Annotated in this window: 23 protein-coding genes; 20 read left to right on the forward strand and 3 right to left on the reverse strand. The window is 64.4% G+C overall.

Features of this window, described 5'->3' with window-relative positions; genetic code table 11:
* Positions 1-539: 539 nt before the first annotated feature.
* On the reverse strand, positions 540-941 hold the full coding sequence (gene cueR / locus HNS03_RS13750; protein WP_367196073.1) for a Cu(I)-responsive transcriptional regulator: 402 nt from the start codon (positions 939-941) through the stop codon (positions 540-542).
* 142 nt (positions 942-1,083) lie between these two features.
* Between cueR and HNS03_RS13755 the strand changes: the two genes are divergently transcribed.
* Positions 1,084-3,531: a heavy metal translocating P-type ATPase gene (locus HNS03_RS13755; protein ID WP_367196074.1), complete on the forward strand. Its 2,448-nt coding sequence runs from the start codon at positions 1,084-1,086 to the stop codon at positions 3,529-3,531.
* A 126-nt stretch (positions 3,532-3,657) separates the two neighbouring features.
* Entirely contained in the window at positions 3,658-5,103 is a 1,446-nt protein-coding gene (gene xylB, locus HNS03_RS13760; RefSeq protein WP_367196075.1) for a xylulokinase, read from the forward strand.
* Between the two features lie 24 nt (positions 5,104-5,127).
* Here xylB and HNS03_RS13765 read toward each other — a convergent pair whose 3' ends face one another.
* Positions 5,128-6,357 (reverse strand): ROK family transcriptional regulator, encoded by a 1,230-nt coding sequence (locus HNS03_RS13765; protein WP_367196076.1) that lies wholly within the window; start codon positions 6,355-6,357, stop codon positions 5,128-5,130.
* A 247-nt stretch (positions 6,358-6,604) separates the two neighbouring features.
* Between HNS03_RS13765 and HNS03_RS13770 the strand changes: the two genes are divergently transcribed.
* The 18 genes from HNS03_RS13770 to HNS03_RS13855 all read left to right on the forward strand — a co-directional run bounded on the left by HNS03_RS13770 (position 6,605) and on the right by HNS03_RS13855 (position 25,644).
* Positions 6,605-7,561 (forward strand): carbohydrate kinase, encoded by a 957-nt coding sequence (locus tag HNS03_RS13770; protein ID WP_367196077.1) that lies wholly within the window; start codon positions 6,605-6,607, stop codon positions 7,559-7,561.
* Positions 7,562-7,864: 303 nt separating this feature from the next.
* Positions 7,865-9,178, forward strand: coding sequence for a sugar ABC transporter substrate-binding protein (locus HNS03_RS13775; protein WP_367196078.1), 1,314 nt, complete (start codon positions 7,865-7,867; stop codon positions 9,176-9,178).
* Positions 9,179-9,350: 172 nt separating this feature from the next.
* On the forward strand, positions 9,351-10,223 hold the full coding sequence (locus tag HNS03_RS13780; protein WP_367196079.1) for a carbohydrate ABC transporter permease: 873 nt from the start codon (positions 9,351-9,353) through the stop codon (positions 10,221-10,223).
* A gap of 1 nt (position 10,224) precedes the next feature.
* Positions 10,225-11,055 (forward strand): carbohydrate ABC transporter permease, encoded by an 831-nt coding sequence (locus HNS03_RS13785; protein WP_367196080.1) that lies wholly within the window; start codon positions 10,225-10,227, stop codon positions 11,053-11,055.
* A 9-nt stretch (positions 11,056-11,064) separates the two neighbouring features.
* Positions 11,065-12,066 (forward strand): ABC transporter ATP-binding protein, encoded by a 1,002-nt coding sequence (locus HNS03_RS13790; protein WP_367196081.1) that lies wholly within the window; start codon positions 11,065-11,067, stop codon positions 12,064-12,066.
* Positions 12,067-12,128: 62 nt separating this feature from the next.
* Entirely contained in the window at positions 12,129-13,604 is a 1,476-nt protein-coding gene (locus tag HNS03_RS13795) for a mannitol dehydrogenase family protein (protein ID WP_367196082.1), read from the forward strand.
* A gap of 123 nt (positions 13,605-13,727) precedes the next feature.
* Complete coding sequence (nagZ, locus tag HNS03_RS13800; RefSeq protein ID WP_367196083.1) at positions 13,728-14,765, forward strand: beta-N-acetylhexosaminidase; 1,038 nt, start codon at positions 13,728-13,730, stop codon at positions 14,763-14,765.
* On the forward strand, positions 14,762-15,568 hold the full coding sequence (locus HNS03_RS13805) for a ScpA family protein (protein ID WP_367196084.1): 807 nt from the start codon (positions 14,762-14,764) through the stop codon (positions 15,566-15,568). Before nagZ ends, HNS03_RS13805 begins: the two co-directional genes overlap by 4 nt.
* Positions 15,565-16,233, forward strand: coding sequence for an SMC-Scp complex subunit ScpB (gene scpB, locus HNS03_RS13810; protein WP_367196085.1), 669 nt, complete (start codon positions 15,565-15,567; stop codon positions 16,231-16,233). The genes HNS03_RS13805 and scpB overlap by 4 nt, the downstream gene beginning before the upstream one ends.
* 255 nt (positions 16,234-16,488) lie before the next feature.
* The gene (locus tag HNS03_RS13815) at positions 16,489-18,027 is read left to right on the forward strand and encodes a putative bifunctional diguanylate cyclase/phosphodiesterase (protein ID WP_367196086.1); all 1,539 of its coding nucleotides are present in this window, start codon (positions 16,489-16,491) and stop codon (positions 18,025-18,027) included.
* 187 nt (positions 18,028-18,214) lie between these two features.
* Positions 18,215-19,336 carry an ABC transporter ATP-binding protein gene (locus tag HNS03_RS13820; RefSeq protein ID WP_367196087.1) on the forward strand — a complete coding sequence of 374 codons (1,122 nt, stop codon included), beginning with the start codon at positions 18,215-18,217 and terminating at the stop codon, positions 19,334-19,336.
* A gap of 453 nt (positions 19,337-19,789) precedes the next feature.
* Positions 19,790-20,035: a twin-arginine translocase TatA/TatE family subunit gene (locus tag HNS03_RS13825; protein ID WP_367196088.1), complete on the forward strand. Its 246-nt coding sequence runs from the start codon at positions 19,790-19,792 to the stop codon at positions 20,033-20,035.
* Between the two features lie 163 nt (positions 20,036-20,198).
* The gene (gene tatB / locus HNS03_RS13830) at positions 20,199-20,693 is read left to right on the forward strand and encodes a Sec-independent protein translocase protein TatB (RefSeq protein WP_367196089.1); all 495 of its coding nucleotides are present in this window, start codon (positions 20,199-20,201) and stop codon (positions 20,691-20,693) included.
* Positions 20,690-21,481, forward strand: coding sequence for a twin-arginine translocase subunit TatC (gene tatC / locus HNS03_RS13835; RefSeq protein WP_367196090.1), 792 nt, complete (start codon positions 20,690-20,692; stop codon positions 21,479-21,481). Before tatB ends, tatC begins: the two co-directional genes overlap by 4 nt.
* Before the next feature lie 44 nt (positions 21,482-21,525).
* Positions 21,526-22,806 (forward strand): serine--tRNA ligase, encoded by a 1,281-nt coding sequence (gene serS / locus HNS03_RS13840; RefSeq protein ID WP_367196091.1) that lies wholly within the window; start codon positions 21,526-21,528, stop codon positions 22,804-22,806.
* 8 nt (positions 22,807-22,814) lie between these two features.
* Positions 22,815-23,582, forward strand: coding sequence for a 5'/3'-nucleotidase SurE (gene surE / locus HNS03_RS13845; protein ID WP_367196092.1), 768 nt, complete (start codon positions 22,815-22,817; stop codon positions 23,580-23,582).
* Between the two features lie 32 nt (positions 23,583-23,614).
* On the forward strand, positions 23,615-24,298 hold the full coding sequence (locus HNS03_RS13850; RefSeq protein WP_367196093.1) for a protein-L-isoaspartate(D-aspartate) O-methyltransferase: 684 nt from the start codon (positions 23,615-23,617) through the stop codon (positions 24,296-24,298).
* Positions 24,299-24,771: 473 nt separating this feature from the next.
* A complete protein-coding gene (locus HNS03_RS13855) occupies positions 24,772-25,644 on the forward strand; it encodes a PRC-barrel domain-containing protein (RefSeq protein WP_367196094.1) in 873 nt (290 codons plus the stop codon).
* Between the two features lie 101 nt (positions 25,645-25,745).
* Here HNS03_RS13855 and HNS03_RS13860 read toward each other — a convergent pair whose 3' ends face one another.
* A complete protein-coding gene (locus tag HNS03_RS13860) occupies positions 25,746-26,819 on the reverse strand; it encodes a DUF2218 domain-containing protein (protein ID WP_367196095.1) in 1,074 nt (357 codons plus the stop codon).
* Positions 26,820-26,854 lie beyond the last annotated feature (35 nt).

Here is a 26,854-nt window from a genome sequence, read left to right on the forward strand (position 1 = left end):
AAATCTGCGACAAGCTGTCCAAAGGCGAATCCATCAGGGATTCCATCGCATTAGTTGATTTCCGACCAAGGAATTGGAAATTCGAAGGGGCTACGAATACCTGAACGTCGGCTCGTGAAATATTTTTCTGTCCGAGCGCATCTTGGCGCTTACTGGCCATTATTTGCGCGACTGCGACCGTCGGGTGGCGGGAATCGGGCAGAAAAAAGGTCGGATACGCAGATCCCGTCTGGATCGGCAGGCCTCAGATGATCCGATCCGCTTGGCGAGTCGGCCAGTGCCCTTTCCCTCTTCTCTCTCTTTTCGACACCCCTCCAAAGACGGCTTGTCGCGTGATCTGCCGGATGCCGCCGCCGATCCAATCGCGAAAGGCGGCGATCGTCTGTCCGTCGCTGGCCGTGATCTCAATGTCGGACACGAGCCTGTCTCACCCTACCTTTGCCGTTGAGCGGCCCGCGCTCAGACCAAACCGCAGACCGTGCGTTGACGCAGGCCGCTGCGCAGTGCGCAAGGCGTGCGCACATCGGTCTCGTCATCTCTTAAGCCGGCGGTCGGGAATCGCCGGCGAGGTCGTCGAGGATCGGGCAGTCGGGGCGATCATCGCCGTGACAGCGGGTGACGAGGTCTTCCAATGTGCCGCGCATGGCCTCCAACTCCGCGATCTTGGTTGCGATGCGGACGAGGTGCTGGCGAGCCAGGTCCTTCACATCGGCGCTGGCGCGGCTGTGATCCTCGTAGAGCGACAGCAGTGTCCGGCAGTCCTCGATTGAAAAGCCGAGCGAACGTGCCCGGCCCAGAAAAGCGAGTTTGTGAGCGTCGCGCTGGCTGAAGTCGCGGTAGCCGTTCTCGCCTCGGGCCGGACGTACCAGGCCGATATCCTCGTAGTAGCGGATCGTCTTCGCGGGCAGGCCGGTCGTGGCGGCCACATCGCCGATATTCATGTCGCGTCTCCTTCGGATGAGGCAACGATGCGCTCGACGGGAAGGCCGAGGTTCGCTCCCTCTCCTACGAGAATATGGGGACCGGCCCTTGACCTTCCAGTGACTGGAGTCCCTATCTTGCTGCGGACTGAGGAGATCTGCCATGTCCGAAACCGCTGGTCTGGACCAAGCCCCCACTCGTGATCCCGTTTGCGGGATGACGGTCGACCCCAACGCCGACAAGCCGAGCTTCGAGCACGATGGCCACGTCTATCGGTTCTGCTGCGAAGGCTGCCGCACCAAGTTCGCCGCCGATCCCGCCGCGTACACGCAAGCGATTGACCCGGTGTGCGGGATGACCGTGAACCGGGGAACGGCGCGCTATCTGTCGAAGCATGAGGGCGAGAAGTTCTATTTCTGCTCCAGCCACTGCCAGGAAAAGTTCGAGGCGGCGCCGCAGGACTATCTCGGCGACCGGCCGGCACCGGAACCGATGCCGGAAGGCACGCTCTACACCTGCCCGATGGATCCGGAAATCGTTCAGGAAGGCCCTGGCGACTGCCCGATCTGCGGGATGGCGCTGGAGCCGATGATGCCGTCGGCGGATTCCGGGCCAAATCCGGAGTTGATCGATTTCCGCCGCAGGCTGTGGATCGGCGCGCCACTGGCGTTCGCCGTGTTCCTTCTGGAAATGGGCGGCATGATCGGCCTGCCCTGGAACGATTGGTTCGGGGCGGAGGCAGTGCGCTGGCTGCAGTTCCTGTTTGCGACCCCGGTGGTCGTCTGGGTCGCCAAGCCCTTCTTCAAGCGCGGCTGGTCGTCGATCGTCACCGGCCGGCTCAACATGTGGACGCTGATCGCGATCGGTACGGGGGCCGCCTACGCCTTCAGCCTCGTGTCGCTGCTTTTGCCGGGCATCTTCCCGGAGGCGCTCAGGGGTGAGCACGGTCCGCCGCTTTATTTCGAAGCCTCTGCGGTGATCCTGATCCTGGTCCTGATCGGGCAGGTCATGGAGCTGACCGCACGCGACCGCACCGGTGATGCGATCCGCGCGCTGATGGACCTGTCGCCGAAGACGGCTCGGCGCGTCACCGACGCAGGTGACGAGGAAGTGTCGCTGGATGTCGTGAAGGCCGGCGACCGGCTGCGCGTGCGGCCGGGCGAGGCGGTGCCGGTCGACGGCTTGGTGATCGAAGGCCGCTCGTCGGTCGACGAAAGCATGATCACGGGCGAGCCGGTTCCGGTGGAAAAGAGCGTCGACGATACGGTGACCGGTGGTACGCTGAACAAGTCCGGCTCGTTCGTGATGGAGGCCAAGGCCGTCGGCAGCGACACAGTGTTGTCGCGGATCGTCGCCATGGTGGCTCAGGCCCAGCGCTCGCGCGCGCCGATTCAGGCCCTTGCCGATCGGGTGGCGAGCTATTTCGTGCCCACCGTCATTGCCATTGCCGTCATCGCGTTCCTGGTCTGGCTCTTGGTTGGGCCATCGCCGGCGCTCGGTTATGCGGTTGTGGCGGGCGTCAGCGTGCTCATCATCGCCTGTCCCTGTGCGCTCGGTCTCGCCACACCCATGTCGATCATGGTGGCGACGGGGCGCGGCGCCCAGGCGGGCGTGCTGATCCGCGACGCGGAGGCGCTGGAACGGTTCGCCAAGGTCGACGTGCTGGTGCTCGACAAGACCGGCACGCTCACGGAAGGTAAGCCGAGCCTGACCGATGTCGTTCCCTTCGGCGATTCCGGCGAGGAGCGGGTTCTGGCGCTTGCGGCGGCTTTGGAGCGCGGGTCGGAGCACCCGTTGGCGGAGGCGATCCTTCGGGGCGCGCGCGAGCGCGGCGTTCCGGAGTTTCAGGCGGACGACTTCGAAGCCGTGACCGGCAAGGGCGTGCGCGGAAGCGTCGAGGGAAGCCCGGTGGTCCTCGGTAACGCGGACCTCATGAGCGAGCTCGGCATCGATCTATCGGAGGTGTCGGCGTCCGTGACCAAGCTTCAGGAGCAAGGTAAGACCGCCATGCTGCTGGCCGCCGATGGGGCGCTTGCCGGAATTGTTGCGGTCGCCGACCGGATCAAGGAGACCACGCCGGGCGCGATCCGAGCGCTTCACGAGGCGGGGCTAACCGTCGTCATGGCGACCGGCGATAGCCGAGCGACGGCGCTTGCCGTGGCGAAGGAGCTTGGGATCGACGAGGTGCGAGCCCAGGTTTCGCCGGAGGACAAGGCTGCGCTGATCTCGGAATATAAGAGCAAGGGCCGATCGGTGGCGATGGCGGGCGACGGCGTCAACGACGCGCCCGCGCTGGCGGCGGCCGATGTCGGTATCGCCATGGGAACCGGCGCGGACGTCGCCGTCGAAAGCGCCGGCGTGACGCTGGTGAAGGGCGATCTTACCGGCATCGTGCGCGCTCGCGTGCTTGCGCAGGCGACCATGCGCAACATCCGCGAGAACCTGTTCTTTGCCTTCGTCTATAACACTGCGGGTGTCCCGATTGCGGCCGGCATTCTGTTCCCGGTCTTCGGCGTCCTGTTGTCGCCGATGATCGCGGCGGCGGCGATGAGCCTTTCGTCGGTGTCGGTGATCGGCAACGCGCTGCGCCTGCGCACCATCAAACTCTGATGCTTGATGCTTCCTCTCGACCGGAATGTGTGATTGGTGCACCGTTCCGGTCGATTGGCAGACGCGCCGGCCTTTGCGAAAAGCCGGGATCCACTTTGTCGCTCGGCGCTCGAAAACAGGGGCCTCATGTTCCTCGGTATCGATCTCGGCACCTCCGGGCTCAAGGCGCTTCTCGTCGACGATGACCAGAGGGTCGTCGGTCATGCGGAGGCGCCGTTAACGGTTTCGAGGCCCCATCCGGGCTGGTCGGAACAGGATCCGGGCGCCTGGATTGCGGCGTGCACCGTCGCGCTCGACGATCTGGCCGACCGCTTGCCGGCCGAGATGTCCGCGGTCCGCGCGATCGGGCTTTCCGGCCAGATGCACGGCGCGACCCTGATCGGCGGGGACGAGCGGCCGCTTCGGCCGGCCATCCTTTGGGATGATGTCCGCGCTCATCAGGAGGCAGCAGCGCTCGATGGCGATCCGCGCTTCCGCGCGCTGACGGGCAACATCGTCTTCCCCGGGTTCACTGCGCCGAAGCTCGCCTGGTTGAAGCGCCACGAACCGGAGACGTTCGCCCAGGTGAAGCGGGTGCTTCTGCCGAAGGATTATCTGCGTCTTTGGCTCACGGGCGAAGCGGTCTCCGACATGTCGGATGCCGCCGGCACCGCGTGGCTGGACGTGGCCGGGCGCACTTGGAGTTCCGCCCTTCTGGAGGCGACCGGCCTTACGGTCGAGCAGATGCCACGGCTGGTGGAAGGCACGGAGGTAGCGGGAACGCTGCGGCCGGACTTGGCGGCGCGCTGGAGCATGGGGGCGGCGATGGTGGCCGGGGGCGGCGGCGACAATGCCGCGTCGGCCTGTGGGGTGGGCGTGACGGAGCCGGGGCAAGGCTTCCTGTCGCTCGGCACTTCGGGTGTGCTGTTTGCCGCCAACGACCGGTTTCGGCCCAATCCGGAGAGCGCCGTTCACGCCTTCTGTCATGCGCTGCCCGGCACCTGGCACCAGATGGGCGTGATCCTGGCGGCAGGCGGGGCGATGCGGTGGCTCGGCGATGTCTACGCGGCCGATGCCGGACGGATTGGGGCAGGGGTCGATCCAGCACGCGTCGAAGGGCCGATCTTCCTCCCCTATCTCGCGGGCGAACGAACGCCTCACAACGACGCGGAAATCCGCGGTGCGTTCGTAGGTCTCGACTACGGCTCCGACCGTACCGTCCTGGCGGGGGCGGTGATGGAAGGCGTGGCATTTGCCTTCGCCGACAATCTGGATGCGCTGTCGGCGGCAGGAACGGAACTCGATCGGGCGATCGCCATCGGTGGGGGCTCGCGCTCCGATGTCTGGCTGCAGATCTTGGCCGATACGCTGGGCATTTCGCTCGACGTTCCCGTCACGGGAGAGCACGGCGCCGCTTTTGGCGCCGCGCGGCTCGCCATGGCGGCAGAGGTTGGCTCGCTGGACGGGGTTTTCACGGTTCCGCCGATCCGCCGTGCCATCGAGCCGGATCCGGATCGCCACCAAGCCCGGCGGGAGCGGCTTGCCAGCTACCGTGCACTCTATCCGGCGCTCAAGGGCGTGGCCGAGGCATAAGCCCGCCTCGCCGCATGCTCGGACTCACGCGCTTTGGGCTTCCTCGCGTGCCGCGGCCCAGGTGGTCGGCCGCTGTCTTCTGAGACGGACGAGCAGGCCCGTGTCCGGCGAGAAGCGATCGTGCAGCGGCAGCATCGCGGCCCCCAGCACCCGCGCCATCGGCCCGATCGAACCAGTTCGGATTTCCGTGGGCGCCAGCCCGGCGCGGTTGAAATCGCCAAGCGCTGCCGACAGCCGATCGGCCATGTGCGCCCGCCATGGGGGCGGCAACAGACCGTCGATCACGACCGTTTCGAAATCGATAATGCTGAGGGCTGCCACGACCGCCCGCGAGAGATCCGTGATCGCCGCCTCGGCCCAGGCCTCGAAGATGGCCGTTGTCTCAGGTTTCCCGCAGCTTGATCCAAGCGCCTCCGATGGATCGATTCCCGCGGCGGAGAGCGCGCGCTCCAGCTTGACCACCGAGGCGGTGTGGATGAGCTGGTTCGGCGGCTGGCCCAAGGCGCGGTCGCCCACCGGCATGGAGCCGATCGCTCCGGCGTTAAGCTGGGCGCCGGGATAGAGCTTGCCGTCGATCACCACCCCGCCGCCGATGAACGTGCCGAGATAGATATAGAGCGCGCTGCGGGTCGTGATCGCCTCGCCGGAGATCATTTCCGCCGCACATGCCGCAGTGGCGTCGTTGTGGAGCGAGGTTTCGAGCCCGGTGGCGGTTTCCAGTGCGCCGGCGACGTCGGCACCGCGCCAGCCGTCGAGCGCGCCGGGGGCAAGCCCCAGCTCTTCCGACCAGGCGTAGATCTCGCCCGGCATGGCGATCCCGAGCCCGACCACGCGGGAGCGTACCGCTCCGGACGAGCGCTCCAGAAGGCGCTTCGCCTGGGTGACGGCGGAGGGGATCGTTCGGTCGGGCAGGGGCGCGTCGTAGACCTCGATGCTGGAGCCGATCACCTCGCCCAACAGGTTGACCAGGATCGCTTCCGTCGAGCGCCGGCCGATCTTCACGCCCAGCGAAAAGGCGCCTTGCGGATTGGGGGCGATCGGCGTCGAGGGCTGTCCGACCTGGCCGCGGATCTTTTCACGCTTGACCAGAAGCCCCTCGCTTAGCAGGCGATTGACGATGACCGAAGCGGCCTGGCCGCTCAGGCCGGTCTCGCGCGCGATCTCGGCTTTCGAGAGCGCTCCCTCTCGGATCAGGGCGCTAACGATCAACCGTTCATTGTAGGCACGAAGGCCGCTGGTATCTCCGCCTCGCATGCGCGCGTCATCCCTCCTTCGGGCGATGCCACCCGGGTGGGTCGCGCCGAGCCCGCGTCCTTTTGGCGATGGATCGCCGAAGGGACGATCCGAATCTAGCGGAAAGCGGATTATAAAACCAATATGATTTAATTATTGACGATTCCGGGCGGCTGTGTCTCGCTAAACTTTCCGGCTGCATGTATTGCGGCGAATGGCTCGCGCCGGCAAGAGCAGGTGCGCAACAAGATAAGGATCGGGTGGGAGGATGTTCGTCGTCTGCGGCGAAGCGCTGTGGGATTTCTTCGGCCGGGAAAGGCCCTCGGGCCTGTCGTTCGATGCCCGCGTCGGTGGGTCTCCGTTCAACGTGGCGGTCGGTCTTGCCCGCCTCGATCAGGACGTTGCGCTGCTGACCGGCCTGTCGCGGGATCGGCTTGGCGAGCGCCTGTTCGATCGGCTGGAGCGCGAAGGGGTCTCGACCTCCTATCTGGTGCGCACGGAGCGCCCGACGACGTTGAGCCTGGTCGATCTCGGTCCGGATGGGTCGCCCGTCTATGCCTTCTACGGGGAGGGGACTGCGGACCGATGCGTGACGGAGGCCGATCTGCCCGCGTTCGGTTCCAACGTCTGGGGTTTCCATGTCGGGTCCTTTTCGCTGGTGACGGCGCCGACCGGCTCGTCGTTGCTCGCGCTCGCCCGACGCGAGGCGGGGCGCCGGCTTATCACGCTGGACCCGAACGTGCGGCTGAACGCGGAGCCTGATCTGGCGTTCTGGCGCGCGCGGGTGGACGACTTCGTCAGCGTGAGCGATGTGGTGAAGGTCAGCTCGGAGGACCTGGAGCTCCTGTTTCCGGGCTTTGCTACTGATGACGTCGCCGCGCGCTGGCTGGAGGCTGGCGCTGCGCTGGTCATCGTAACGGGCGGGGCGAGCGGGGCCGACGCTTATGGCGCGTTCGGAAAGGTCTCCGAACCGGGCCGGGTGGTCGCGGTGGCCGACACCGTCGGGGCCGGGGACAGCTTCATGGCTGCCATGATTGCCCGGCTCGCGGAGCGAGGTTTGACCTCGCGCAGATACCTCGCCGATCTGTCCGCAGAGGATGTGCTCCAGCTCCTCGGCTTTGCCTCCGATGCGGCTGCGATCACTTGCAGCCGGCGCGGGGCCGACTTGCCCCATCGCAGCGACATCGGTGCGAACGCGAAAGCCTGGAACGAAAGTTCGGAATAAACGTGACCCGGTTTCCCGGCCGCATTTCGCTGCAGCGCACGCGCCAATGATGCGTTGCCGTCCGTCTTGGGGAATGCGCAATTGCTAGGCAAGGTCACTTTTTAGAATAGAAAAATCAAAGTGATTTAATAATTGACAGCCGCCAGGTCGGGTGATGTAGTTTTTGAAGCGTGAAATTTCGTCACAGGCTTCGGGCGCGCGGTCACGGTGCAGCCGGAAGTTGGAACGGACGGCGCGATCGCCGCGCCTGAACAATAAGCGCGATGCCCTATGACGGCACGTGCATATGCATGGGAGGAAAGCATGAGCTATCCAGCATGGCTGGTTGGTGCGGCGTCGGTTCTGGCGCTGACTGTGTCTGCCCAGGCGGAGACGATCACGATCGCCACGGTGAACAATGGCGACATGATCCGGATGCAGAAGCTCACCGACGACTTCACGAAGGATCATCCCGACATCGACTTGGAATGGGTGACGCTGGAGGAGAACACGCTGCGCCAGCGCGTGACCCAGGATATCGCCACCAAGGGCGGCCAGTTCGACATCATGACCATCGGCAACTACGAGGTGCCGCTCTGGGCCAAGCAGAACTGGCTGATGCCGCTGGAAAACATGCCGGACGGCTATGATGTCGACGACATCCTGCCGGCGATCCGCGGCGGTCTGTCGGTCGATGGCACGCTCTATGCCGCGCCGTTCTACGGCGAGTCGGCGATGCTGATGTATCGCACCGATCTTGCCGAAAAGGCCGGCATCGCCATTCCCGATCAGCCGACCTGGGCCGATATCAAGAAGGCGGCCGAGGCAATGACTGACAAGGACAACGAGATTTACGGCATCTGCCTGCGCGGCAAGGCGGGCTGGGGCGAGAACATGGCCTTCATCACCGCCATGTCGAACTCCTATGGCGCGCGTTGGTTCGACATGGATTGGCAGCCGCAGTTCGACAGCCCCGAGTGGAAGGCGACGATCACCGACTATCTCGACATGATGGAGAAGTACGGTCCGCCCGGCGCCTCCTCCAACGGCTTCAACGAGAACCTCGCGCTGTTCCAGCAAGGCAAGTGCGGCATGTGGATCGACGCTACCGTCGCCGCCTCGTTCGTGACCGACAAGGATGAGTCCAAGGTCGCCGACAAAGTCGGCTTCGCCCAGTTTCCCAACAAGCAGGGCGTTGATAACCACGGCAACTGGCTGTGGTCGTGGAACCTGGCGATCCCGGCTTCTACCGACGCGCCGGACGCTGCGAAGGCGTTCGTCGCCTGGGCCACCTCCAAGCAATACACCGATCTGGTGGCCGAGAATGAAGGCTGGGCCGCCGCCCCTCCCGGCACACGGACCTCGCTCTACGAGAATCCAAAATACCAGGAAGCCGCGCCGTTCGCGAAGATGACGCTTGAGTCCATCAACGCGGTGAACACCAAGAAGCCGTCGGTTCAGGAAATCCCCTATACCGGCGCCCAGTTCGTGGCGATCCCGGAGTTCCAGGGCATGGGAACCACGGTGGGGCAGATGTTCTCTGCCGCGCTTGCCGGCCAGATGTCGGCGGACCAGGCGCTGCAGAACGCCCAGGCCGTGACCAAGCGTGAAATGACCAAGGCTGGCTACATCAAGTAGCGGCCCGGACCAAAGATGAAGGCGCCCGCGCTGTGCGGGCGCCCGATCCTTCTCTTCGAAACCAAAATCGTCCAGGATCGGGTCTGCGTGCCGTCCGCATCCCGGTCTAAAATAAAGCAATCGAAGAGCCGCCCGGGTTCGGTGCCGCTCGCCTCCTGCGGAGTGTCAGACGATGGCCACCGCCCATTCGCGGTCCGCCGCGCGGTTCATGATCTCCCCTTCCGTCATCCTGCTGTTCTGCTGGATGGCGATCCCGTTGGGGATGACGATCTACTTCTCTTTCCTGCGCTACAATCTGTTGATGCCGGGAATGAACGAGTGGATCGGGTTCCTGAACTATCAGTTCTTCTTCACCGATCCGGCCTTTTTCGCTGCCCTCACCAACACGCTGATGTTGGTCGGCGGTGTGCTGATCCTGACCATCGTCGGCGGCGTGCTTCTGGCCATTCTGCTGGACCAGCCGATGTGGGGGCGTGGCATCGTCCGCATCCTGGTGATCGCGCCGTTCTTCGTCATGCCGACGGTGTCGGCGCTGGTCTGGAAGAACATGTTCATGAATCCCGTCAACGGCCTGTTCGCCTTCCTGGCGAAGTCGGTCGGGATGCAGCCGTTCGACTTTCTGGCCGAGGCGCCGCTTTTGTCGATGATCTGGATCGTCGGCTGGCGCTGGCTGCCGTTTGCCACCCTGATCCTTCTGACCGCGCTGCAGTCCCTCGATAGCGAGCAGCTCGAGGCGGCGGAAATGGACGGCGCCGGCCCGGTCAGCCGTTTCTTCCACATCATGCTGCCGCATCTCGCCCGCGCGATCACCGTGGTGATCCTGATTCAGACGATCTTCCTGCTCTCGATCTTCGCGGAGATCCTGGTCACCACCAATGGCGGGCCGGGCTACGCCACCACCAACATCACCTATCTGGTCTACGCCCTGTCGCTGTTGCAGTTCGACGTCGGCGGCGGCTCGGCCGGCGGCGTGGTCGCGGTCATTCTGGCCAACATCGTTGCGATCTTCCTGATGCGGATGATCGGCAAGAATCTGGACGTTTGATATGGCCCGCGCCGTCACGCCCCAACGTAAACTCGTCTTCACCGTCATCGCCTGGGTGATCGGGGTTCTGATCTTCTTTCCCGTGCTCTGGACGGTATTGACCAGTTTCAAGACCGAGGCCGAGGCGATCGCTTCGCCGCCGTCGTTCCTGATGTTCGACTGGACGCTGGAGAACTACGCGGAGGTTCAGGAGCGCTCCAACTATTTGCGCCACTTCTGGAACTCCGTGGTGATTTCGCTCGGCTCCACCGCGCTCGGCCTGGTAATCGCGATCCCCGCGGCCTGGTCGATGGCGTTCGTACCGGGCCGTCGGACCAAGGACGTCTTGATGTGGATGCTCTCCACCAAGATGCTGCCGCCGGTGGGTGTGCTGATCCCGATCTACCTGATTTTCCGCGATGTCGGCCTGCTCGACACGCTGCTCGGCCTGGTCATCGTCCTCATGCTGATCAATCTCCCGATCATCATCTGGATGCTGTTCACCTATTTCCGCGAGATCCCGGGCGAGATCCTGGAGGCGGCCCGCATGGACGGCGCCACCTTGCGCGAGGAGGTGCTCTACGTGCTGACGCCGATGGCGGTGCCGGGCATCGCCTCCACGCTTCTCCTCAACATCATCCTGGCGTGGAACGAGGCGTTCTGGACCTTGAACCTGACGGCGGCCAACGCGGCGCCGCTGACGGCCTTCATTGCCAGCTATTCCAGCCCCGAAGGGCTCTTCTACGCGAAGCTTTCTGCGGCATCGACGATGGCGGTCGCGCCGATCCTGCTGCTCGGCTGGTTCAGCCAGAAGCAGCTCGTTCGCGGGCTGACGTTCGGCGCGGTGAAATAGGAACACGCCATGGGCCATATCTCGCTTCAGAAAATCACCAAAGCCTTCGGCGATGTGGAGGTGATTCCGCCGCTCGATCTGGAGATCCGCGACGGCGAGTTCATCGTCTTCGTCGGACCGTCAGGGTGCGGAAAATCCACGCTGTTGCGGCTGATCGCGGGCCTGGAAGACGTCTCCTCCGGCGTGATCGAAATCGACGAACGCGACGCCACCGAGGTGCCGCCGGCCAAGCGCGGGCTCGCCATGGTGTTCCAGTCCTATGCGCTCTATCCGCACATGAGCGTGCGCAAGAATATCGCTTTTCCGCTCCGAATGGCCGGGCTGGACAAGACGGAGATCGAAAAGCGCGTGGCGGATGCGGCGCGGGTCCTGAACCTCACCGACTATCTGGACCGACGTCCGGGTCAGCTCTCCGGCGGCCAGCGACAGCGCGTCGCGATCGGGCGGGCGATCGTGCGCGAGCCGTCCGCGTTCCTGTTCGACGAGCCGCTGTCGAATCTGGACGCGGCACTGCGCGTCAACATGCGCTTGGAGATTTCGGAGCTCCACAACAACCTGTCGACCACCATGATTTACGTCACCCACGACCAGGTGGAGGCCATGACCATGGCCGACCGGATCGTGGTTCTGAACGCTGGTCGTATCGAGCAAGTGGGCAGTCCGCTGGAGCTCTACGCCCGCCCGCGCAATCGCTTCGTGGCGGGCTTTATCGGCTCGCCGCGCATGAATTTCATCGAGGGCGAGGTCGCGAAGGAGCACGGTGCAGCCACTGTCGGCATTCGCCCGGAACACCTTGCGCTCTCCACAGAAAGCGGTCTCTGGAAGGGCCGGGTGAGTATTTCCGAGCACTTGGGCTCCGATACGTTGCTGCACGTCCAGACAGACGATCTCGGCGTCCTGACCGCCCGGGCCGATGGGGAAAGGCCGGTCCATCATGGCGACACGGTCTGGCTGACGCCTCAGGAGGAGAAGCTGCATCGCTTCGATGCGGAAGGGCTGGCGCTTGCCTGATCAATCCTGGCGCTGAATCTGAACGAACTGACCGGCCGCGACCAGCCGGGCGAAGGAGACCCATGACGACACGGCTTTCCGCCGCCTTCCTTCCCGAAATCGCCGAGACCGCGCGGATTCCGGCCTACGACCGGACTGCGCTTAGGGCAGGTATTCTACATTTCGGCGTCGGCAATTTTCACCGGGCGCACCAAGCGGTCTATCTCGACAATCTGTTCGCCACCGGGCGTGACCATGATTGGGCGATCGTCGGGGCCGGCGTGATGCCCGGCGATGCGAGCATGCGGTTTGCGCTTCAAGGCCAGGATTGGCTGACCACCGTGGTCGAGCAATCGGCGGAGAAAAGCATCGCGCAGGTCACCGGCGCGATGATCGACATGTTGCCCGTCGGCGAAATCGAGACGCTGATCGAACGGCTCGCCGATCCCGCCATTCGTATCGTCTCGCTGACCGTGACCGAGGGCGGCTATTTCGTCGATTCCACCGGCACGTTTGATCCCACTCATCCCGCGATCGTGGCCGATGGGGCGGAGCCGGACGCGCCGAAGACCGTGTTCGGCCTGATCGCCGCCGGCCTCAAGCGCCGGCGAGCGGAGGGCATCACCCCATTTACCGTGATGTCGTGCGATAATATTCCCCACAACGGCGTGGTGGCGAAGAATGCGGTGACCGGTGTTGCCCGTCTTGCCGACCGTGAGTTGGCCGACTGGATTGGGGAAGCGGTCGCCTTTCCGAACGGCATGGTCGACCGGATTACTCCTGCGACCGGCGACCGCGAGCGCGAAATGCTCGCCCGCGATTTCGGCATAAAGGACGCCTGGCCGGTCTTTTGCGAAGATTTTTGCCAGTGGGTGTTGGAAGACCATTTCCCGGCGGGCCGGCCGGCGCTGGAAGCCGTCGGCGTCCAGTTTGTGCCGGACGTATCGCCGTTCGAAGTCATGAAGCTTAGGATTCTGAACGGCGGCCACGCGGCGATCGCCTATCCGGCCGGGCTGCTCGACATCCATTTCGTGCACGAGGCGATGGAGCACGATCTGGTGCGCCGGTTCCTGGACAAGCTTGAGCGCGACGAGATCATGCCTGTCGTGCCGCCGGTGCCCGAGACGGACCTGAACTGGTATTTCGGAGAAATCGTTCGACGCTTCTCCAATCCGAAGATTGGCGACACGGTGCGTCGATTGTGCCTGGACGGGTCCAACCGACAGCCGAAGTTCATCGTGCCGACCATCGCGGACCGGCTGAAGGCGGGAGCCGACGTGACCGGGCTTGCCCTGGAATCGGCACTTTGGTGCCGCTACTGCACCGGTACGACGGAAAGCGGCGCCGTCATCGAGCCGAACGATCCGAACTGGGACGCTCTGGTGCCGATCGCGAAGGCGGCTCAGACCGATCCGGACGCTTGGCTGGCGATGGTGTCGGTTTACGGGGAGGTGGGGCAGGCCGAACCGTTCCGCCTCCGGTTCGCCGATGCGGTGCGGGCGCTCGCTGAGGAAGGCACCGAAGCCGTCCTGAAGCGCTACCTGGCAGGGGCGTTCTGATCCGGGAAGGGTGGAAATCCGAGGGTCCATCGAGCTGCCGTGAATGGCTTTCAACGGGGTTCCCTTCTCCGCTAAAAAGGGTCGGTCCGAACGTTGGGCGTCGGGCAGACGCGAAGGGATGCCGTGAGCGAAACCCGTGCCTTCATCACCGGCCTGTCGGGAACGACGTTGACCGCCGACGAGGTCTCCTTCCTGCAAACCGCCGCCCCTTGGGGTTTGATCCTGTTCCAGCGCAATTGCGTCGATCCTGCTCAGGTGCGCGCGCTGGTGGCCGAGGCGCGGTCCGTGCTGGGGTGGCAGGCGCCGGTCCTGATCGACCAGGAGGGCGGGCGGGTTCAGCGCCTGAAGCCGCCTTATTGGTCAACTTACCCGGCGGCCCGAACTTTCGGTGACCTCTTCCGGACCGATCAGGCCACCGGGCTGGAGGCATGCCGGCTGGCGACCCGGTTGATCGCCGCCGATCTTGCGGCCCTCGGCATCGATGTCGATTGCCTTCCTCTGCTCGATGTCCCGATCGCCGGCGCCCACGACATCATCGGCGATCGTGCCTATGCGATGGACCCGGGGACGATTGTCGCCTTCGGTCGGGTGGCCAGCGACGCGCTGATGGCCGGTGGTGTGCTGCCGGTGATGAAGCACATTCCCGGACATGGCCGGGCCCGGTCCGACAGCCATGAGGCTCTGCCTGTGGTGGAGGCCGCCCGCACGGAGCTGGAGGCGAGCGACTTCGTGCCGTTCGCCACACTTGCCGATTGCCCGCTCGCGATGACGGCGCACGTGGTCTACACCGCGCTCGACCCGTTGCGGCCGGCGACCACCTCCAAAACCGTGATCGGGGAGGTGATCCGCGGCCAGATCGGATATGATGGTTGCCTGATGAGCGACGATCTTTCCATGCAGGCGCTGAGCGGCGGGCTTGGCGAACGGGCGGCGATTTCGATCGCGGCCGGATGCGATCTTGCGCTTCACTGCAACGGCCGGCTCGACGAGATGGATCAGGTCGCGGCCAACGTCCCGCAGCTTGCCGGCCGTGCGGCGGAACGCGCCGAGCGGGCTCTTTCGATGCGCCGGGCGCCGGAGCCGTTCGACGTGAGGGCTGCGCGCCGGCGCCTGGCCGACTTGCTCGCGCCTTTGAGTGCTGCCGGTGGAGCGGCGCAATGAGCGAGGCGGAGGGCGATTCGTTCGAGGCGCCCGTCCGTGCCGAGCGCACCGACGCTGACGCCGACGCGCTGCATGTCGACATTCGCGGCTTCGAAGGACCGCTCGACCTGTTGCTTGCGCTCGCCCGCTCCCAAAAAGTGGATCTGACGCGGATTTCCGTCAGCGATCTGGCCGAACAATATCTCGCCTTCATCGAGGAGGCGCGCCGTATCCGGCTGGAGCTAGCCGCCGACTATCTGGTCATGGCCGCGTGGCTTGCCTACCTGAAGTCGCGCCTGCTGGTGCCGAAGCCGGAGAACGACGACGAGCCGACCGGTGAGGAATTGGCGGCGGAACTTGCTTTTCGGCTGAAGCGGCTGGAAGCCATGCGCAAGGCGGCGGAGGATCTGACCGCGCGCCCGCAGCTTGGCCGTGCCGTGATGGCGCGCGGCGCGCCGGAGCCGATCGGCGTGAAGCGCCAGACCCGCTGGCAGGCCACCATCTACGACCTATTGTCGGCATATGCCTCCCAGCGTCAGCGCGAGATGGTCACCGTGGTGCGCATGCGCCGGCGGGTGGTGTGGTCGTTGACCGATGCACGTCAGGCGCTGGAGCGGATGGTCGGGCGGATCGTCGACTGGACGCCGATCGATCAGCTTCTGCTGCGCTATCTCTCCGATCCGTCGGAGCGCACGACGGTGCTTGCCAGCACCTTCTCCGCCAGCCTGGAGCTGGTGCGCGAAGGCAGGCTTGAGCTGCGCCAGACAGGGGCGTTCGCGCCGATCTATGTGAGGACGAAGAGCGGGGACGACGGCCAGGAATGAGTGAAGACGAACCCAGGCTGTTCGGCGGCAACGTCACCAACCTGTCCTCAAAGGAGTGGCGCGATCATCTCAGGATGGTGGAGGCGATCCTATTCGCGTCCTCAGAGCCACTCTCGGAGGCTACGCTGGCCGAGCGCTTGCCACGTGCCGCCGACGTGTCCGGCCTGTTGCGCGATCTTCGGCAAGCCTATGCCGGGCGCGGCGTCAATCTGGTGGAAGTCGCCGGGGGCTGGGCGTTTCGCACCGCAGAGGATCTCGCCTTCCTCCTGACGCGTGAGGCGGTTGAGCCGCGCAAGCTGTCACGTGCGGCATTGGAAACGCTGGCGATCATTGCCTATCACCAGCCCGTCACCCGCGCCGAGATCGAAGAGATCCGTGGCGTGTCCACCTCCAAGGGCACCATCGACGTGTTGTTGGAAACCGGCTGGATTCGGCTGCGTGGCCGCCGCCGCACGCCCGGCCGGCCGGTGACCTACGGCACCACGCCGACCTTCCTGGACCAGTTCAATCTGCAGGCGATCGACGACCTTCCGGGCCTCGACGAGCTGAAAGGGGCAGGGCTACTGGAAGGGACGCCGCCGCCGGGCTTCCGGGTTCCGGTGCCGAGTGACGGCGACGAGCTATCCGACGATGAAGATCCTCTCGGCGAGGACGACGACGAATAGCGGCCTGCCGCTTGCCGATTGCCTGTCAAGCGCACCGGGCAAGGTCCGCGCCAGACTGATCGCTCACCATGTTGGGAAGGAGCGACCTCCGTCTTTGCGCGTTATCGTCTGCGGTAGGAGGCCGGCGATCAGCCCTATGCGTGGCAGATCTTCAAACAATCGGCGGTGGCGATGCCTTCGGCAAGGACTTGGATGGCAAATGTCGCAATCACAGTGATAAAAAGGCCCGTCCTTTCGTCGCTGTGGTCCCGTTTGATGCACATTCGCCCCGTCTACCTTGTGATTGCCGCGCTCGCTGTCGCGTTGCAAATCTTTCTAATCTCGATCGATACGTTTGATCGGATCTACGATTTCACCCGAGCGCACGAAGACTATCAACTGGATGAAGCGTTCACCGTCTTCTTCGCGTTGTCCTTGGCATTGTTGGCGATTCTCATCGTTCGCAACTTCGACTTGAGGCGCGAAATCGTGCTCCGGCGTCGTGCGGAGGCCCAAGCGGCGCTGCTTGCGCGCAGCGATGCGCTGACCGGGCTTCCGAACCGGCGCATGCTGCAGGAGGAGTTTCAGCACCGTCTGCACGGCCTGCGTTCGAGCGATCAGCATCTCGGCGTGTTCCTGCTCGATCTCGACCGCTTCAAGGTGATCAACGATACCTTTGGCCACGCCGCCGGAGACAAGCTGTTGCAGGCCGTGTCGGACCGGATTGCCAACGTGCTGCGCGATGGCGACTTCATCGCCCGGCTCGGCGGCGACGAATTCGCCCTTCTGGTCAACGCGCAAGCGGGCGAGGAAACGCTGTTTCGGATTGCCCAGCGCATTCTCACCGCGGTCGCCGTTCCGTTCGAGGCCGACGGCATTTCGGCGGACGTGTCGGTCTCGATCGGGATCGCGGTCTACCCGGCCGACGGCGAGGACGCCGAAACGCTGATGATGTGCGCCGACAAGGCCATGTATCAGTCGAAATCCGCCGGCCGGAACACCTATGCGCTCTACGACACCGAGCTCGATCGGATGCTGAAGGCGCGCATGGACATGGAGACCGAGCTCAAGGCAGCGGTCCGCGAAGATGCGATCGTTCCCTACTATCAGCCGCTGATGGACCTCAAGACCATGCAGCCGACTGGCATTGAGGCGCTGGCGCGCTGGCTGCATCCGGAAAAAGGGGTGGTGGAAGCCAGCCAGTTCATTGCCATTGCCGAAGACACCGGATTGATCAACGAGATCTTCCGCAAGCTGCTGCGTCAGGTCTGCAAGGACGCCCGCACCTGGAGCATGTCGCTTCCGGTTGCCGTCAACATTTCGGCGACCCAGTTCCGCGATTTGCGGCTTGCCGACAAGATCATGGCCGTGCTGGAAGAGGAGGATTTCGACCCCGCGCGCCTGGAAATCGAGATCACCGAGACGGCGCTTCTGCTGGACATTGAGGCGACCCGCCGCACGCTTGCCACGCTCAAAGGACACGGTGTCCGGATCGCGCTGGATGATTTCGGAACCGGCTACGCCTCGTTGCGCCAGCTCCGCGAGCTCCCGTTCGACAAGGTGAAGATCGATGGCACCTTCGTGCATCGAGTGGGAAGCGACGAGGAGAGCCGCAAGATCGTCGCCTCGGTGATCGGGCTTGGCCAGGCGCTCGGCCTTGCGACCATCGCGGAGGGGCTGGAATCGCCGGAAGAGTTGGATTGGGTCCGCGACCACGGCTGCGAGGTCGGACAGGGCTTTCTCTTCTCCAAACCCGTCGAGGCCAGCCGTCTGTTTGAGGTGCTTTCCCGGATGAATCCGGGCAGGGAAGGCTGACCGGCGTCCCGACCGAGGCCTCCTGGGCGCCTGGCCGCAAAACCCGGATCGGGCGAGAAGAGTGGATCGGGCCGCTCCGAATTCATAAAGTGCGCGCGATTCGACGAGGTGGGAGAGACGGCCGGGACAGTTGGCTTCCCCCTTCGCCTGGATCCGCCTTGCCACCCGCTTAACTCAGGAGCCGCCGGTGATCGACGCACCCTCGCACCTTCAGGAGCGCGCCAGCGGCGCCGGGTCGCCCGCCCCTGGTACGCCGGCTCGGCTGAGGTTTGAAGAGGTCAGTCACCGCTATCGCACGGCGACAGTGCTGGACCATGTCTCTTTCTCGGTGGATCCTGGCCAAATCCTGTGTCTCTTAGGGCCCTCCGGTTGTGGTAAGACCACGCTCTTGCGCCTTGCGGCGGGGGTGGAGCCGCAGAGCGAGGGGCGGATCTATCTCGATGGCGAGGAGGTTGCCGGGCCGGCCGGATTCGTGCCGGCCGAAGCGCGCGGGCTTGGGCTCGTGTTCCAGGACTACGCTCTGTTTCCGCATCTGACGGTGCTGGAGAACGTCCTATTCGGCATGAACCGGCGCGACCGGTCGTCCTCTGTTCGGCTTGCACGTGAGGCGCTCGATCGGATGGGGCTGGTTCGCTACATGAACGCCTATCCGAACGCGCTTTCCGGCGGTGAACAGCAGCGTGTCGCGCTGGTGCGGGCGCTGATGCCGCGCCCGCGCGTGCTCTTGATGGACGAGCCCTTCTCCGGCCTCGACCGCACCTTGCGCCAGAGCGTGCGTCGGGATGCCCTGGCGCTCCTGCGCGAGACCGGCTCGACCGCGGTGATCGTGACGCACGATCCGGAAGAGGCAATGCAGATCGGTGACCGGATCGTGCTGCTTCGGGCTGGGCACGTGATTCAGGTCGGGCCGCCGGAACAGCTCTATCGTCGTCCCGTTGATCTGCAGACGGCGCGCTTTTTCTCCGAGCTCAACGAGATCCCGGCCCTGGTGCAGGGCGGCGTCGCCAACACGCCGCTGGGGGAGGTGCCCGCCGGCACCTATGCCAATGGCGAACCGGTCGTGGTCGCCGTTCGCCCGCACGGCATTCGTGTCCATCGAGGCGCCGCCGAGGGCGTTCGCTCAACCGTCCTCGATCGCCGATTCCTGGGTGAAATCGAGCGCTTCGAGCTGTCGGTCGCGGGCATTGAGCGGCCGATCGTGGCCCGCATCCCGGTCGGTTTCGGGCCAGCCCTTTCCGGTGAGGCGGATACGGTTGGCGTCTCGCTCGACCCTGAAGCCGTCCTGGTGTTTTCAGCCAACGCCGGCTAGCGCCTTTTCCGCTCGGACGGCAAATCCGAGCGATAAGAAATGGCAGCAGCTCCAACAGGTTGAGCAAATCCTTCCCGTTCAAATTGAACCAATTTGACCAGTACATGCTCAATGGCGCTTTTTTGCCCGGATTGCGCTCTAAGATTGAAAGTTGAGTTCATCCCTTCAAATTGCTCCCAATGAGGCGCATCTGAACCGGAATGCGCAAAAGATGAGCATCCGACAGCGGTTTCGATATTGATCTAAGCTGTTGGAAAGACATGTTTTTATGGGTTCGGGCCGGATTGCGTCGAAATCCTTGTGACCGGACCGGGAGCAAAACCGCGTGCGATCTGGCCTTGCTTGGATGCGGCTATCCGGCTGCGTCATTGCGGGCGCGGCTGCTTTTTGAAATAGTGCCGGTCTCCGAATGCCGCTGTCCGGCTCGGCCGCAGTTAACAGGAACGTCTGATTATGGGTATCAGTGTCTGGCAAATCCTCATCATTGCCGTGGTGGTTATCCTTCTGTTCGGCCGGGGTAAGATCTCCGATCTGATGGGTGACGTGGCCAAAGGCGTGAAGAGCTTCAAGAAGGGGCTCGCCGATGACGACGACGATGAGCAGACCAACCAGTCGTCCGCGTCGGGCAAGACCATCGAGCATTCGCCGTCGGAGACCATGAGCAGCCAGAAGACGGAGGACCGGTCGAAGGCCGGTTGATCGGCGCGCCAGGACGCGACGGTTTTGGGATGAAGCCACGCAATGTCGTGTAATGTGACGGGCCGGGATCAAATCGGACGGATGCCGGGCAGGTCCCGCGTGTCGGTCGCCTCCCGACCTCTTTTGGCCGATCGGCGTCCGGCCCGATCCGAGGCGTAATCAGATGTTCGATATCGGCTGGACCGAACTCTTGGTGGTCGCCGTGGTCGCCATTCTCGTGGTCGGCCCGAAAGAGCTTCCCTCGATGCTGATGACTTTCGGCCGAACCGTCGGCCGGATGAGGCGCATGGCCAATGAGTTCCAGTCCCATTTCAACGATGCGCTGAAAGAGGCGGAACGCCAGGCCAACCTGGACGAGGTTCGCAAGGACATCGAGGGGGTGACGGATCCGTTCAAGTCTGTCCGCCACACGCTCGATCCGAAAGCCGGCGCCAAGATGCCGGACGAGAAGCGGTCCAGCGCGGACACGTCCTCCGATTCGGCTGAAGCGCCTGCCGCCGAAACCAAGCCCGCCGACACGCCCGCCAGCGAACCGACCGAGACGCCAACGGAAGAGAAGGCTCCGCCGCCGCAACAGGTCGCGAGCGACGCCGAATCGGCGCTTCCGGTGAGCGAGCCCCAACGCGATGCCGCCGTCGGCGGCGGACAGCGCACATGACCCAAGACGATATTGATGCCTCCAAGGCCCCGCTGATCGATCACATCATCGAGTTGCGCGGCCGCTTGATGAAGGCGCTGATCGCGATCGCGATCGCCTTCGTCGTCTGCTTCTATTTCGCCTCCGACATCTTCAACATTCTGGTGGTGCCGTACGAGCAGGCGGCCGGCGAATCCAAGTCGATCGAGCTGATCTACACCGCACCGCAGGAATATTTCTTCACCCAGCTGAAGTTGGCGCTGTTCGGCGCGCTGTTCCTGGCGTTTCCGATCATCGCTTCGCAGATCTATATGTTCGTTGCGCCAGGGCTTTACCGCAACGAGCGCAAGGCCTTCGTGCCGTTTTTGATCGCGACGCCAATCCTGTTCTTCATTGGGGCGTGCCTGGTCTATTTCGTGGTGATGCCGCTGGCGATGAACTTCTTCCTGTCGATGGAGCAGGACGGAGGCGCCGGCAAAGCGAGCATTCAGCTCCTCCCGCGGGTGAGCGAATATCTCGGCCTGATCATGATCCTGATCTTTGCGTTCGGGCTCGTGTTCCAGTTGCCGGTGGTGCTGACGCTGCTTGCTCGCGCGGGCATGGTGACGGCGCCGGAGCTGAAGAAACGCCGCAAATATGCGGTGGTGATCGCCTTCATCCTGGCGGCCGTTCTGACGCCGCCGGATCCGATCAGCCAGATCAGCCTTGCAGTGCCCGCGCTGCTCCTCTACGAGATTTCCATCATCGCGGTCCGGTACGTGGAGCGGTCCAGAGCGGCGGCGGCAGCGGAGACGGACGACGCGAGCTGACGGCGGCTTTCTGCCGCCACTGCCGACTTGTCCGGAGTTCCCCGATGTTGGATATCCGCTGGATCCGTGAAAACCCGGAGGCGTTCGATCGCGCGCTGGGAAGCCGTGGTCTGTCGCCTCTGGCTGAAAAACTTGCGGCCCTCGACGAGGCGCGCCGTGGCGCCATTCAGCGCCTCCAGGACGCCCAGACCCGGCGCAACACCGCCTCCAAGCAAATCGGAAAGGCCAAGGGCGCTGGGGACGAGGACGAAGCCCAGCGGCTGATGGCCGAAGTCGCCAGTCTGAAGGCTCTGATCCAGGAGGGCGAGGAGGCCGAGCGCGCGGCGGAGGCCGAACTCCAGTCGATCCTCACATCCACCCCGAATATTCCGCTCGACGATGTGCCGGTGGGCCCCGACGAGAGCGCCAATGTCGAGGTTCGCCGGTCCGGCGAACCGCTCAAGGCGGATTTTCCGGCCAAGGAGCATTACGAGCTCGGCGAGGCGCTTGGCCTGATGGACTTCGAAACGGCGGCCCGAATTTCCGGGTCGCGATTCGTCGTCCTGCGCGGCCAGCTAGCGCGGCTGGAGCGTGCGCTCGGTCAGTTCATGCTCGATATCCACACCAGCGAACACGGTTACACCGAGGTGCAGCCGCCGTTGCTGGTGCGTGACCCGGCCGTGTTCGGCACCGCCCAGCTTCCGAAATTCGCCGAAGACCTGTTTGCCACCACCGATGACCGCTGGCTGATTCCGACGGCCGAGGTGCCGCTGACGAATCTCGTTCGCGAACGGCTTCTGGAAGAAGGCGAACTGCCGATCCGGGTGACGGCGCTCACTCCGTGCTTCCGCTCCGAAGCGGGCTCCGCCGGGCGCGACACGCGCGGCATGCTGCGCCAGCACCAGTTCAACAAGGTCGAGATGGTGTCGATCACGACACCGGACGCCTCGCTCCACGAGCTGGAGCGGATGACGACCTGCGCGGAGACCATCCTGCGCCGGCTGGGCTTGGCCTATCGCGTCGTGGTGCTGTCGACCGGCGACATGGGCTTTGCCGCCCGCAAGACCCACGACATCGAGGTCTGGCTGCCCGGGCAGGACACCTATCGCGAGATTTCGAGCTGCTCCGTTTGCGGTGACTTCCAGGCACGGCGCATGGATGCGCGGTTCCGGCCGGCGGAAGGTGGCAGCACCCGCTACGTCCACACTCTCAACGGGTCCGGCGTCGCCGTTGGGCGGGCGTTGATCGCGGTGATGGAAACCTACCAGCAGGCGGACGGATCGATCGCCGTTCCCGACGCGCTGAAGCCCTACATGGGCGGTATTGAGACGATCGGCCAAGCCTGAGGAGTGCCATGCGGATTCTGGTGACGAACGACGACGGCATTCACTCGCCCGGCCTGTGGGCGCTGGAGGAAATCGCCAAGGCCATTTCCGATGACGTGTGGGTGGTGGCGCCGGAGACCGACCAGTCGGGCTCGTCCCACTCGTTGACCGTGAACGATCCCCTGCGGCTTCGCAGCGTTTCGGAGCGGCACTTTGCCGTGCGCGGCACGCCGACCGACTGCGTGATCATGGGGTTGAGGCAGATCCTGGACGCGCCGCCGGATCTGGTGCTGTCCGGCATCAATCGCGGCCACAACCTGGCGGACGATCTCACCTATTCCGGCACCGTCGCGGGCGCGATGGAAGGCACCATCCTGGGCGTGCGCTCGATCGCGGTTTCCCAGGCCTTCTCCCATGCCCGTGGCGTTGAGCCGCCCTATGAGACCGCCGTGGCCCATGGGCCGGAGCTGATCCGCGATCTGCTCGCAATCGACCTGCCTAAGGATGTGCTGATCAACATCAACTTCCCGGCGGTCGCGGCCGAGGAGGTTGCCGGCGTCAAGGTGACGGTGCAGGGGCGGCGCGATCAGGCGATGCTGAAAATCGACGAGCGCTTCGACGGGCGCGGCAATCCCTACTATTGGATTGCCTTCCAGCGCCAGCCGTTCGAGCCCGTTACGGGGACCGATCTTCAGGCGGTGCGGGACGGGTTCGTCTCCGTTACCCCCTTGCGTCTCGACCTGACCGCTCACAGAGTGCTTGAGGATATGGAGCGGGCGCTTGGTTCGGCCGAATAGCCGGGCGGCCATCGCAATCAATCGAGAGCGCCATGGAGGATCGTGACGACGATCGGGACGGGGAGCCGACCGAAGAGGATCGGATCGCGCTTGCCGAGCTGATCCTGAAACTCAGGACCAACGGGATCCGCGACCGCCGCGTGCTCTCGGCGATCGAGGGCATCCCGCGTCGCCTGTTTCTTGGCTCCCGCCATCAGGCGCTCGCCTATGCCGATCAGGCAATGCCGATCGAGTGCGGCCAGACCATTTCGCAGCCGACCATCGTCGCAATGATGACGGAGGCGCTTGATGTTTCGCCGGAGCATCGGGTGCTGGAGGTGGGCACCGGCTCGGGCTATCAGGCCGCCGTGCTCGCCCGGCTCGCCAAAGAGGTCTACACGGTCGAGCGCTACCGCTCGCTGATGGAGGGTGCCAAGGACCGGTTTCGCGTCCTCAAGCTCGATAACGTTCACACCCGGATTGGCGACGGGTTCGAAGGGTGGCCGGAGGCGGCTCCCTTTCATCGCATCATCGTTACGGCGGCGGCGGAAAAGATCCCGGAAACCTTGGTCGAGCAGCTCGTTAGCGACCATGGTGTGATCGTCATCCCGATCGGCCAGCAAGGCAACGTCCAGGATCTGATCAAGGCGGTGAAGGTCGGGACCCGGCTGGAACAGCAGACGATTTGCGCTGTGCGGTTCGTGCCGATGGTCCACGGCATCGCCGAACGGTTGTGAGGCGACGGCCTCCTTTTCCGCATCAACAAGGGCTGCGTCGCCTCTCGTTTTGCGCAACGGGGCGCGCACGGTCGTGCGCAAAACGGTGCGCGCGCGTTGTCCCCGCCTTCGCGAAAGTGCGCAATAGCGCCAAGTCTTTGGTCTGATGCGCCCGCCGGACGGCGAACCGGTTTCCGCTCTGCCTGGATATGCCCTCGCGCGCGCAAAGGCTGCGCGGCGCGCAATGCGCAGAGATCCGCTCTGGCCAGCAGGCACGAAAATAGAAGTGGCAAAAAATTGGCCGGATCGGTCCCTTTTTATGGAACAAGGGTCCGAAAAGATCGTTGTGGCGGGGAGGTCGCGAAATAGAAATCCTCTATAGATCGCCAATAGGCGAGGAGAGGGGTCGAAAGCGATCGTCGGAACCAATAAAACACCTATTGGTTCGAGTCATAAACGTAGAATTCAGACCATCAATGATGGAGGAGACCGAAATGTTGCGCATGACGACGTCCGTCGCCACGGGTGCGATCTTGGCTGCGCTGACGCTTCCGGCGGCAGCTCAGGACGGCGGCAACATGAAGGCGACCGCCAACGCGAGTGGCAACAACGATTGCCAGGTCGTCAACCAGCAGATCGAACAGCAGATGGCCGCCAATCCGGAGATGCGGTCTGAGTATAGCGGCCAGGTGATGCGAGACCTTCGCCAGCTTCGCGACGCCGCGCAGACGCTCCAGTCCTATGGCAAGACCGAAGCCTGCCAGTCGCTCGCGGAGGCCATGCACGAGATCACCCAGAACCCCGAACAGCCGCAGACCGGACAGCAGCAGGCCTCCGCTGACAACCGTCAGGCGACCGGCAACCAGCAGTCCATGAGCGGCAGCACGACGTCCGGCAACACGGTCGACCAGTCGGCCGCCTCGGCGCCGCAGCCTGAGAACCAGCAGGCCGGAACGTCCGGCAGGGATGGTCAGCAGGGCTTTGCCAACGCTCAGGCCGTCTCCGACATGCAAGGCCGTCTCAGGGCCGAAACGATCCTCGGCTCCGACGTTCGCGGACGTGACGAAAACTCTATCGGCGAAGTGGACGAGCTTGTGCTCGGCAACGATGGCCGTCCGACCTATGCGGTCGTGACCTATGGTGGGTTCCTGGGTCTCGGCGAAGAGGCTTCGGCGGTTCCGTTCAAGATGTTGCGCGTGTCTCAGAACAACGACGTCTACTATCTGCCGATGACCGAAAGCGAGCTGGAGAATGCGCCGCGCTTCGAACAGGGCAGCTTCGACTGGACCGAGGATGAGCAGTGGCGCTCCAAGAACGACCAGTATTTCAGCTCGGTCAAGAACAACACGAGCGGTGAAGCGGGCTGATCAGCCTCGCTGACCCTGTTCTGACGACCAAGTTTTTCTAAACAGAAGCGGCCCGTCGGGATTTCCCGGCGGGCTTTTTCTATCCAAAGGCCGCGTGAGGACTACTCGTCGTCGCCGACCGCGCCGAGGCGCCAGTACGCCGCTGCCATGCGCCGGCTCTTTTGGAAACCGATGTCCTTATCAAGGAAGCTGCGGATCGCGCGGGTGGTGGTTTGTTCCGCTGCGGCGAAGACGTAGGTGTTCTCCGGCAGGGCGGTCCAATCGAGCGCCCGAACGGCGGTGTCGAGATAGTCGGTGGTGCCTGCCGGCGCCCCGTCTCGATGCAGCCAGGCAAGATCGAGAGTGGCGGGCGAAACCAGCGCCTGCTCTTCCGCTGCGTCGGCGATTTCCAGACGGACGATAGCGTGGGCGGTCTCCGGCAGGCCTTCCAGCATGCGGGCGATGGCGGGCAGCGCGGTTTCGTCGCCGGCGAAGACGTAAGCGTCGGCCTTCGGCGCGGCGCCGGTCCCTCCGGGACCCAGCAGGCCGACCCGATCGCCGGGCACAGCATCCAGAGCCCATTCGCTACCGGGCGAGCCGTCGTGCAGGACCACGTCGATGGCGATTTCGTCGCGCTCATGGTCGATGCTGCGGATGGTGTAGACCCGCGGGCGCAGCGTGTCCGGGCCCGTCGGCCAGACCGTGCGACCATCGGCGCCGGCCGTCGGCCAGACCGGCTCGCGCCCCTCCGGTGCGATCAGAACGCGGACATGATAGCCGCGAACGTCGAACGCTGCCGTGTTGCCCTTGAGGATAACCCGGCGCATGCGCGGCGTGAGCTGCTGCGCGCCGGCGACCACGAGTTCGTGGAGATAGGGCAGGTCACGCCGGGCGGCGTCGTCGCCGGTCCAGGTGAAGGCGGGGGTGTCGTCCCCGGCGAACTGGTGGAGATGCTCGGCGAACACCGCCTTCAGGACCGAAAGGTCCGTGGCGTTGGTGCCGGCGACCTTGACGGAAAGTGCGTCGGTTTTCGTCACGATGTCGACCCGGCCATACGGGCTGTCGACCTCGGCCCCGTCGGAGCGGACCCGCACGGCGGTATGAGCGGCGATGTGATCGCACATCTTGGCGAGAATCCCGGCGGGATCGCTGAGACGGACGACGGTTTGGGCAACGAAGGATGTTGGTTCGCTCATGGTCACGTACTCACGGACAAGGGGATAGAGGGCGA

It is taken from the genome of Amorphus sp. 3PC139-8 (assembly GCF_040750475.1).
Classification (GTDB): Bacteria; Pseudomonadota; Alphaproteobacteria; order Rhizobiales; family Amorphaceae; genus Amorphus.